The organism is uncultured Nostoc sp. (assembly GCF_964245445.1).
Taxonomy (GTDB): Bacteria; Cyanobacteriota; Cyanobacteriia; order Cyanobacteriales; family Nostocaceae; genus Nostoc.
The window spans coordinates 14,980-25,056 of the sequence record NZ_CAXTNE010000100.1 but is presented as its reverse complement, the minus strand read 5'-3'; the positions used below and the strand labels follow the sequence as shown (position 1 = coordinate 25,056).

The 10,077-nt window shown below is 39.7% G+C and carries 10 protein-coding genes; 7 read left to right on the top strand and 3 right to left on the bottom strand.

The window, feature by feature from the left end:
- Positions 1-227 precede the first annotated feature (227 nt).
- The 4 genes from ACFE90_RS17835 to ACFE90_RS17820 all read left to right on the top strand — a co-directional run bounded on the left by ACFE90_RS17835 (position 228) and on the right by ACFE90_RS17820 (position 1,458).
- Positions 228-470: a hypothetical protein gene (locus tag ACFE90_RS17835; RefSeq protein ID WP_375502785.1), complete on the top strand. Its 243-nt coding sequence runs from the start codon at positions 228-230 to the stop codon at positions 468-470.
- 162 nt (positions 471-632) lie between these two features.
- Positions 633-968 (top strand): hypothetical protein, encoded by a 336-nt coding sequence (locus ACFE90_RS17830; RefSeq protein WP_375502783.1) that lies wholly within the window; start codon positions 633-635, stop codon positions 966-968.
- Between the two features lies 1 nt (position 969).
- Positions 970-1,095, top strand: coding sequence for a hypothetical protein (locus ACFE90_RS17825; RefSeq protein WP_375502781.1), 126 nt, complete (start codon positions 970-972; stop codon positions 1,093-1,095).
- 63 nt (positions 1,096-1,158) lie between these two features.
- Positions 1,159-1,458: a transposase gene (locus tag ACFE90_RS17820; RefSeq protein WP_375502779.1), complete on the top strand. Its 300-nt coding sequence runs from the start codon at positions 1,159-1,161 to the stop codon at positions 1,456-1,458.
- Between the two features lie 37 nt (positions 1,459-1,495).
- On the opposite strand, the gene ACFE90_RS17815 is transcribed toward ACFE90_RS17820, so the two are convergent.
- The 3 genes from ACFE90_RS17815 to ACFE90_RS17805 all read right to left on the bottom strand — a co-directional run bounded on the left by ACFE90_RS17815 (position 1,496) and on the right by ACFE90_RS17805 (position 5,190).
- Complete coding sequence (locus ACFE90_RS17815) at positions 1,496-2,998, bottom strand: bifunctional metallophosphatase/5'-nucleotidase (RefSeq protein WP_375502777.1); 1,503 nt, start codon at positions 2,996-2,998, stop codon at positions 1,496-1,498.
- Positions 2,999-3,146: 148 nt separating this feature from the next.
- Positions 3,147-4,049 carry a hypothetical protein gene (locus ACFE90_RS17810; protein WP_375502775.1) on the bottom strand — a complete coding sequence of 301 codons (903 nt, stop codon included), beginning with the start codon at positions 4,047-4,049 and terminating at the stop codon, positions 3,147-3,149.
- 145 nt (positions 4,050-4,194) lie between these two features.
- Positions 4,195-5,190, bottom strand: coding sequence for a nucleoside hydrolase (locus ACFE90_RS17805; protein WP_375502773.1), 996 nt, complete (start codon positions 5,188-5,190; stop codon positions 4,195-4,197).
- Between the two features lie 1,192 nt (positions 5,191-6,382).
- Between ACFE90_RS17805 and ACFE90_RS17800 the strand changes: the two genes are divergently transcribed.
- The 3 genes from ACFE90_RS17800 to ACFE90_RS17790 all read left to right on the top strand — a co-directional run bounded on the left by ACFE90_RS17800 (position 6,383) and on the right by ACFE90_RS17790 (position 9,999).
- Positions 6,383-8,029 (top strand): urea transporter, encoded by a 1,647-nt coding sequence (locus ACFE90_RS17800; RefSeq protein ID WP_375502771.1) that lies wholly within the window; start codon positions 6,383-6,385, stop codon positions 8,027-8,029.
- 54 nt (positions 8,030-8,083) lie between these two features.
- Positions 8,084-9,286, top strand: coding sequence for a PP2C family protein-serine/threonine phosphatase (locus ACFE90_RS17795; protein WP_375502769.1), 1,203 nt, complete (start codon positions 8,084-8,086; stop codon positions 9,284-9,286).
- A gap of 125 nt (positions 9,287-9,411) precedes the next feature.
- A complete protein-coding gene (locus ACFE90_RS17790; RefSeq protein WP_375502767.1) occupies positions 9,412-9,999 on the top strand; it encodes a DUF6272 family protein in 588 nt (195 codons plus the stop codon).
- The last annotated feature ends 78 nt before the right edge of the window (positions 10,000-10,077 follow it).

Here is a 10,077-nt window from a genome sequence, read left to right as displayed (position 1 = left end):
TATAAAGCTAGTTTGGGCTACATTTGGATTTAATTTTTGTTTAAGTCCCACTAAAGACCTACAAACACCCAGGCAATGGGCAACCAGATCCAGCAAGAACATTACTTCAGTTCTTCCCGGAATTAGTTCAAGAGCATGAAAAAGCAGTCATACCCAGAGGGGAGAAGATTGCCCCATCAGACGCAGTTAATCATCTGGAGTCCATTTTTTCAAAGCCTTATCAGGAAGTGGGATTTCTGGAAGTAGAAGAGAGTAGTATTTCTGAGACTGATTTAGACCAAATTGTGGCAATTGTTGCGGCTACTGCTAGTCCTCCAGCTTCTTTTGCCGCTATCAGAAACAGCCGTAAGTGGGGCGAAGAGAAAAAGAGTGTTCTTTACTTGAGAAATGCTCTATCACAATTGATTGACACTAACCGATTGTGCGGAAATGAAAAAGATGGTTTCAGCGTTATTAACGTTAACCAGTAACATTCGTCACAGTTCCCGTTGAGTTCCAGTTGAGTTCCGGTCAAGTTCCGGTATTCTTACATCTCCAAGTACGGATGAAGAATAGGGTCTTTATATTTTTCCAGCAAGATTTAAATTTTTTCTAAACATTTTCTGGAATGTGCGGGTATGGGAAATTTAAAAATGAGTGATAAATTAACCACAGCATTGCAAAAACTAGCTATCAGCCCAGTTAAGGCAGACAGGCTAGCTATCGAACGCCTAGAAAAACAGTACGGCGCTTCTTTACTAGAAATTACCAATGAGCTTGAAGATTATGCCATCGTTCACCAATCTATTCAAGACCAAAGAGCTAAACCCAAAAATCAGTTGATTATCGTTTGCTGTTATGGCTGTCTTTGGGGTGCAGTTATCGGAATTGCGACGTTGTTTATCAAGCCCAGCGTTACTGTAGCGGCGATTGGGTTGGGTTTTACGGCTGGGGTGTCTGGGAAATTATTGGTTCAAAAAGGGGAATAAGTTGAATCGGTTCGTCGGTACACCAGAGAAACCAGAATGGGTAGCTGTAGATGTATGTACAATTCTGGAAACCCAAAATGTCTCACAAACTCTAGCTTCTTTTGATGCGGATGAGAGGGGTCTATGAACCTATCCCACTAATACCAGATTATGGTAATCTACTTTTGACTTGAGTGGGGTGTATCAGTTGATGGCAGGACGTTTTGAGGGATTGAGTGACCTTGAATGGAAGTTATTTGAGGATATATTTCCCAAGGAGCCATCTAAGCGTGGTAAGGGAATGCCTCATGCGCCGTATCGCCATGTATTAAATAGTCTGTTGTACATTTTGATTATTGGGTGTCGATGGTGTGATCTGCCGGGTGGGAAAACATGGGCTTCTAAAAGCTCGTCCCATCGGTGGTTAAAACGATGGCGCTCCGATGGAACATTTGAACACTTACAAGCACGTATATGGCTATACCCCCTCAACGCCACCAGTTTTCGGTAGTTGAAAGGTGTGAGCCATTTCAAAATCAAGTTCAACTCTAACTTTTGCCGTAAGCACTGCTCAATTTGTAGATCAATCTTCCTTCGATTTGGCTATTAAGATTTTGATGATGGCTAAAGTACTCTTCAAGAACATTCTGGCAAGATGTTGAAATTACCTTAGCGTTATCTAATTTTGTCAAGTCTTCAATTGTTATGCCTAAACTATGTAGTGAATTTTTATAATGATATTCCTCTATACAGATAGTGTATTGAGCATCAGCTTGTACAGGTTGTCCATTAATGCTCAAAGATTCAAGCTGATTTTGGGAATCATTGTAAACTGCCTGAATACCTTTGCTGACTTGAAAACAACAACTTTCACCGGGTATTCTGTTTTCCAGTCTCATAATATGTGCGAATATCTTAGTAAGCTGTACGCCTGTAACTTTCAGTTTATAAAGTACATCGTCGTAAGGAAAAACTTCTTTAATATCGCTAAGTGTAACTAGCGGCCCTAATTTTGTTCTACGGATTGAACCACTTCCTATCAAAGTTACATCCAACATATCTAGTTGGTCAACAATATCAACGATTAAGTTACCTAATTGCGTTTCTTGTTCACGCTTAGGATGGGTCAGTTTACGTGCTAATCGTCCAATAAGTCGATTATATTTGCGATCGACCTCTTCTTGAAAAATCGTAATCAACTTTCCGATTTCTGGATCTGGTTCAGCCAAATTATTATCTACAGGCAAGAGTTGCCACTGCCATTCTACAATGCTGTTAGTATCATCATCTACTACAATATCAAAACGTCCAATTTGGTCTGTGCCAATTCCAGCTTGTGCGATCAGAATATTGTTAACTTGGGCAGGTTGTTCTAAAAATGTATGAGAGTGTCCGCCAATAATAATATCTACACCCCATTCCGGATCTAGCAATGCTGCTAGTTTTTTATCCTCTTCAAAACCGATATGAGTGAGCAAAATTGTTAGGTCAATGTCCTCGTTTTTATAAACGTTGCAAATTTTGCCAACTTCTGGAGCAGCATCTTCAAGACTTACAAATGTACCAATACTACTCTCACGTTTTAATGACTTGAGAACTTCTTCGGTTATAATCCCGATGAACATAATATCGAATCCATCGACATTGAGGATCAGATAGGGAGTCATCAAGCGTTTGTTGTACTTTTTGATATACAAATTGGCATTCACGATCGGAAAATTTGCCATCTTTTCCAAGAATAGTAAGTGAGGTAACCCATAATCCAATTCATGATTCCCCAGAGTCACGACATCTGGAGCGAGATAATTCATAATCTCTATGGTTGAAAGACCTTTATATTCCTTATCAATCAGAGAACCCTGGAGCATATCACCAGAAATTACAAAAAGCACGTTTTTCTCTTGTTGGCGCACCTTATTGATATAGCCGGAAAGCAACGATACTCCACCAATCAAATGACCCTCTTCACCCCCAGCCTCTGCTAAAAAGTCTCCATGCATATCATTAGAATGCAAGATTGTGAACTTTTTAAATCGCTCTGTGGTCATCATCTTTTACCTTTCTGAAACTAATAGACTAATCTTATTTTAATTCAAAAGTAGCAGCCACACAGATTTAAACTGTCAGGTATTGCTGGAGAAAGATGGAATTACATGAGTAAATAACTTCCCAATTTATTATTCTAAATGGTAGAAAAACTTATAGCATTTCCGTGACAATGCTAAATAGATTGAGCGCCCGATATTGATTAATAAAAATTTTGGCAAATTCCCTAGAGTAAAAAGGTTGGCTACGGTAGACAAATCCTTCAGCAACATTGTAACGGGTCAAATCAGAAAAATTTTGAGCGATCGCCTGTTCTTGCTTCTCGTTTTGAGGAATCACAATAGTATAAAAAACCTCGGATATTTCGTCATGATTAAGATAACGACGAAACATTCCATTCAGTTCAATATTAATGAGTCTTTCTGGTTCGGAAATATTTTTATCAATCCTAATAAGTATGTTAATCAAGTCCTGTAATTGAATTATCTGTTCAGTTGGAGGAGAGGTTGCTAAGTAGTTCTCAACATCTTGCCGCAGCCTAATAAAGTTCATCTCTGAATCATCGCCTCGTGACTGAAGCATATTCCAAGAAAATTCAATATTCCATTTCTGTGCGAACGTATCAATAAACTTTCGTTCGCGTTCATCCAGCCTTTCATCAATTAATGCAATCTGGCAGAGAATATCAATGATTGTTTTATGCTGAGGCGGTTTAAATAAAGCTATTGCTAAATCTCCAACTTCCTTTCGCTCTAAATTGAGAGCTCGCTTCAGCAATGTGAAAACGCCTTTATGACGTTCTCCAGGAACCCATAGTTCTATTCCCACTGAAATATTAAATGTCACGAGCAATAGATATAGAGCCTCTTGAATAAATCCCTGCCACTGGCCAACAAACAGATAATTTAATGTGAATACGCTACCTGGCACTATACTAACGAACATCGCTGCAATTGAAATACTCTCAGCAACCGCTTTATCATGCTTGCGCTTCCAGAGCTTGTTAGCCCGCAGATAAATGTCTGTAATCGTGAATCCAAGTGAAGCAAATGTCAAATAGAAAATTAGTTGCCTAAAGAATTCCATGTTTGAATAAGTTCCTTCTTACAATCGCCAGTAGTAACATTTGTGAAATAACTAGTGAATAACAGCCACTCACTACTAACCTAAAATCAAAAGCAAGCGACTCTACAAGAGAATCTTAGAGCTTGGCGGTTATGAATAGGTGCTTCAAATCTTCAACGAAGCTAGTGAAAAATTTGCCCTCATCTACTTGCAACGCCACCCAGGCATTTGCTGCTGTTTTCGTGGCAGGACGACTATCAATCAATGTCTGTCCTAGTGTCCACTGTCCCTTTGTTTCAACCCGGACTTTTGCTCTTTTCAACATCAGGGTTTCTGGATAAAACAGGTATCCTAATGTTGCCGCATCGTGAACAAGGAAACCTGAAATTCCTCCTGTTTCTCGATAACCCAAGGCTGTACCAATCATAAACTCACAAAGATTTATCAAGAACTGAGAAAGTTTACTCTCTGGATTTGCTTGAGTGACTGCCACAGCCATATCTCGCGTGAAAATTAAGCGTCGGGTCACATCTAGCGGCAGCACAACAATATCGTCTCGACTATCAAATACTGTCTGAGCTGCTTCAACATTAAACCAAATATTGAATTCAGCATGGGGAGTAACATTACCAGAACAGAAGAAAGCACCCCCCATAATCACGATTTCCTTGGCTTTTTTCAGGATGCCGGGACTTTTCGTTTCTGCTGCCGCGAGGTTGGTTAGGGGTGCGATCGCAACGATAGTAATTTCCCCCGGAGTAGCATTCAACTCCTCAATAATCAGTTCATGGGAGTAGGGAGCGTCCTCAATGGTGTGTGTGGGGGCGGGTAAGGTATGAGAAAGATTGCCCATCCCATCCGACCCATGAATATGGGTGGCATCTTCTATAATTTCTCTTTTTGCAAGGACACCGCGACCCAATTTAATGTGTGGAAATCCTACTAAATTTAAAATCTGGCTAGCACTAGAAAACGTGCATTTTGCAGCGACATTGCCATCTGCGGAAGTAACAGCGACAAGTTCAGCAAATCCTCGTTTTACCAAGCTAAGAAGCCACAGAAAGGTATAGATATCATCTCCGCCTGGGTCAGTGTCGAGAATAATTTTGTGATGCGTAAGTTGAGTTGTCATTGGAAAAATTGTTTAAGTAAAGGATGATTGCATAAAAATCTAATCGGGCATTATCAAAAGCAATTTTGCCGGATTATCATGCTAATTGCTGCTCCATAGAACTGCTCTGAATTGGGTTAGTTCTCTAAATTCAAAGTAATTACTATAGTTATGTCAATAAGCAGCTATAAATGCGACTATTTCTCAACTTATTGAGAATAAATTATTTTATTGACATGAGGTGATCGCCCTGGTCAAGCAGTCCTGGAGGGTGATGATTTGCTCAAGGGTCTAATTACAAAGCTATGTATCTTTTTAGTTAATTCGTAAGTACAACTGAGTCTCGAACTCTCTTAAGTGAACATAAAAGTTTTATACCCCGGTTATGATTTTTTAGATCAATTTTGCAAATACCTTGCTTTAGCAGTTTATTAAAGCACTTTTATATGAGACAAAACAAGCAGATGAATGTCATATATTTTTCTCTGTTATCAGATATTTTTAGTTAATGTTTTACAGACTAGTTTTTTTGTCAATACATAAGTATTATCACTTTGAAGAATAAATAGGTTGGCAGGATAAAAAGCATCTATGTTTAGTTTTGTAAAAATTGTAAAATTACGTATTTATAAGCTATTTGCTGATTTTAAATTTCATTACATAGGTTGATTTTTTAATGCCGATTTTCTTATAATCTTATAAAAATTATTTTTATGTATTTGTATAAAAGTTGTCTTTTGATAAATTTTATATTTTTAGTAAAAACGCCGCTAAGTCCATACAATAAGTCTTTAAAGTAATTAATTGTATGTAAATTACCTGTCCAATCAGTATTTTAGATTACAATTTTAATTAATTACTCATCTTGAGATTGAGTTTATAAATAGCCTCTTACATAGTCAAAGTTATGATATTTATAACTTGACAGAAAGACTAGTTAGTGTAGTAGGAACTCAATAAACGTCAGAGCAGAGTTAAATATATGACATTTATGTTCTTGTTTGATTGTAAATAAAGGTGCTTTAATGAATCAATAGAATAAAAATTTATTAGTTTAGATGTGGATACTAAACAGTTGATGCAGCTGTTTGTTCAAATTGTTAATGTGCCTGTGGGAATCTGAAATTTAGATTAGTTTTCATTGTGAAACTTAAGTGCGAACAAAACCTTTAGACTTAGCTATCGCCTATTTTTTGTTGGCAATCTAGACAAAATGGATAACGATCCTTCTCCTCTGCATGAGTTAATTTCTTACGTTTTATCTTCAGAGGAATCAAAAATAAAGATTTCAAAAAGCTTATTGCCATTAGGTACGATGCAGTCCCTCAATCAACGCTTAATGGATCAACCTTTATTGGATTTCATTAACGCCACTCTACGCGGTATTGGTCAAGTCATTTTTGTGAATAATCCTGTGAGCGGCCTACTATTTTTAATCGCCATGTTCATTCAAGCTCCTTGGTTGGGGACAATGAGCTTGCTTGGAACCGCGATCGCAACATTAACGGCAATTCTCTTGCAGAAATACTTTGCGAAAACTTTCCAGATTAATCAAGATGATATTCAAAATGGCATTTTTGGTCTAAATGGCTTACTCACCGGAGCGACGCTCGCATCGATGGGGCTATTTGGCAATGGCACATGGAATCTGAATTGGGCGATCGCAGTGATTGTATTCGCCTCTGTTTCTACAGTATTAATGGAAACCGTAGGAGTCTGGTTTGCTAGTCAGTTCCGAGTGGCTCCGCTCGGTATTCCATATCATATTGCAGTGCTAAGTTTTGTAATTATCGTACTGTTTCTACCCCAAACTTTCTTCGATATGGGGTCGTTACCGCCTGTTTCTTCTAGTCAATTTAACGGTTTGCAACTGGCTCAATCGCTACCGCTTAGTGTTGGGCAGGTGTTTTTTTCTAATAGCTGGGTTGTAGGAATTTTGGTTATTCTGGGGATTGCCATTTGTACCCCGATTAGTGCCATTGTTGGCTTGCTAGGATGCGTAGTGTACTTACTTGCAGGTTTGCTGCTGCAAGTGACTCCTGAAGATTTGTATACTGGGCTATGGGGTTACAATGCTGTCCTGACAGCGATCGCCATTGGTGGAGTGTTCTACACACCAAATGTATTCAGTATTTCTATTGCTCTGGGTTGTGCCTTTCTCGCATCGCTAGTTAGTTGGGGCTTGGCAGCTTTGTTTGTTCCGCTAAAATTGCCTGTCCTAGCACTGCCGTTTGTGATTGTAACCATTGGCTGTTTTCTGATTTTACGGCGATCACTACCCTCACTCGTACCGATAGCACTGCATACAGTTGCCAGTCCCGAAGAACATCGGCAACGGTTTTTAGTGGCAAAGCGGATTATTTCTAACTTTCGTCGTCAACTTGCGGCTGCGATCCAAAGCAAGCCGCGCCAACTGCTGTTTAAACAAGCGTCTTCTACCTTTAAAGGAGACTTGCGCTATATCTTCGATGCCATCGACCAAGATCGGAGTGGGCATCTCTGTATTGAAGAATTAACCAATCATTTAAACCAGGCAGGAAAGGGGCTGTCGGATAACGAAATCACGCTGTTATTCACAAGTATGGACAGCGATCGCAGCAACACAATCGACTTTGAAGAATTCGGTGAGTTAATGCTGCGTCATCGTCAGTTAATGGCCGAATACAACGATTTTCTGACTTATTTTTTACCAATTGATGCTGATGAAGACAATATCATCAGCCTTGATGAAATGAATATTGCAATGGCAAGTGTCGGAGAATCGCCGTTGACAAAAGATGAAATTACATTTTTACGCGATCACACAGGAGGGCAACTATTGACTTGGAATCAATTTATTGAAGCGATACTAGTGATTTAGTTTGATAACATACTCGTTACCTTGTTTTGAAACAAAATTATAGAGAATTTTTCTATGTGGCATCTTGGATCTGAATTATTGACATTTTATTTTATTCCTCATGGTCATTGCTATCTTTGGAAACCTGGTTTAGTTTCGCTACACGTTATCTCTGACGCACTCATTGCCTTATCTTACTACTCTATTCCCGTTACACTTTTCTACTTCGTTAGCAAGCGTAAGGATTTGCCTTTTAATTGGATTTTTCTACTATTTAGTGGATTTATCGTAGCTTGTGGCACTACTCACATCATGGAGATTTGGACACTTTGGTTTCCAACTTATTGGGTATCAGGATTAATCAAAGCGCTAACAGCAATAATATCTGTATTTACAGCCGTACAACTTATCCCCTTAGTCCCACAAGCCTTAGCACTTCCTAGCCCAGCTGAATTAGAACGAGCAAATCAGGAAATCAAACTCTTAAATGAAAAACTCACAGCCGAAAATCTCCGAATGGGTGCTGAACTAGAGGTAACTAAACGGTTGCAACAGATGATTCTGCCCCAACCGGAAGAATTAGAAATTGAAGGACTCGACATTGCTGGATACATGGAACCCGCCGATGAAGTCGGTGGTGATTACTACGATGTATTACATACCGATGGAGTCACTACCCTTGGTATTGGTGACGTGACTGGACACGGACTAGAAAGCGGAATTCTGATGGTAATGACTCAAACTGCCGTGCGAACCCTCAAAGAGGTACGTGAGTATGACCCGGTGAAGTTCCTCGATGCCCTCAACCGCACTATATACAAAAATGTGCAACGGATGAACTCGGAAAAGAATTTGACGCTGGCGGTACTGAATTATTCAAAGGGCAACTTAAGCATCAGTGGACAGCATGAAGAAACCCTGATTGTCAGGAGTGACGGAAAAATCGAACGTATCGACACAATGGATCTCGGTTTTCCTATTGGACTCGATGATGACATTGCCAGTCTTATTAGTCATGCAACAGTAAAGTTACAGCCTGGAGAAGGTGTTGTTCTTTACACTGATGGTATTCCAGAAGCCTATGATATCGACAAGAAACAATATGGTGTGGAACAACTGTGTGAAGCAATTAGCCAGAACTGGCACAACTCAGCACAGGTGATAAAAGATGCTGTAGTTACTGATGTCAGGCGGCACATTGGCAAGCAAAAAGTATTTGATGACATTACCTTGCTGGTGCTGAAGCGAGAAGCTGAACAGCCTGATTTGGTGAGCTAGCGCGTTGCGGGGGTTCCCCCCGTTGTAGCGACTAACGAACCCGTAAGGGAAAAAGCGTAGACATAACCTAAATTTAGGAACCCTTATCAACACGAAACTCAATTACAACTAGAACTGGAAAAACGATGGCACAGATTTTTGGCGATTTCATTGAACAATTTCCTCCAGAACACGACTCACTCGAACTCACATTTACCCCAGATTCTCGCCCAATTAAACAGCGCTGGCGTAACAACCGACTATCGGCTCACTTTCTTGCTGACTATTTCTCCAACTTTCTGCCAATTGATGAAGACGACCCAACTCATGCACGACAGCTTAAAGAGACGCAAGCTGCTGTAGTTTTCGTGGCAAACGAACTGTTAGAAAATGCCATGAAATTCAACGATGCAACCACTCACTCTAAAGTCAGATTTGGGATTCATTTTGTAGAGGAGGATCAGATCACGGCTGTCCTTTTTGCCACAAATAGCATCAGTGCGGCGGGTGTTGATAAATTTCAGGCATTTATTCAAGAGCTACTAGTTTCTGACCCCAACGAACTTTATGTTCAGCAAGTTGAAAAAAGTGCAGAGGAAAATAGTGAAGCATCAGGTTTGGGATTTTTAACCATGATCAATGATTACTCTGCACGGCTAGGCTGGAAGTTTGATGTGGTTCAAGAAATGCCCAATACGATCGCGGTCACGGCAATGGCGCTTTTGCCAGTCTAAAGTTTGTTCTTAATAATGATGTTCAAATTGTTGATGAAGATAATCCAAGATGATTGCAATGCAAGACGTTAAAGGCGA

Bases quoted from the DNA above. Each gene is read 5' to 3' on its own strand.
- ACFE90_RS17830 (WP_375502783.1), top strand. From the start codon at position 633: ATGAGTGATAAATTAACCACAGCATTGCAAAAACTAGCTATCAGCCCA.
- ACFE90_RS17820 (WP_375502779.1), top strand. From the start codon at position 1,159: ATGGCAGGACGTTTTGAGGGATTGAGTGACCTTGAATGGAAGTTATTT.
- ACFE90_RS17815 (WP_375502777.1), bottom strand. From the start codon at position 2,998: ATGATGACCACAGAGCGATTTAAAAAGTTCACAATCTTGCATTCTAAT.
- ACFE90_RS17805 (WP_375502773.1), bottom strand. From the start codon at position 5,190: ATGACAACTCAACTTACGCATCACAAAATTATTCTCGACACTGACCCA.
- ACFE90_RS17800 (WP_375502771.1), top strand. From the start codon at position 6,383: ATGGATAACGATCCTTCTCCTCTGCATGAGTTAATTTCTTACGTTTTA.
- ACFE90_RS17795 (WP_375502769.1), top strand. From the start codon at position 8,084: ATGTGGCATCTTGGATCTGAATTATTGACATTTTATTTTATTCCTCAT.
- ACFE90_RS17790 (WP_375502767.1), top strand. From the start codon at position 9,412: ATGGCACAGATTTTTGGCGATTTCATTGAACAATTTCCTCCAGAACAC.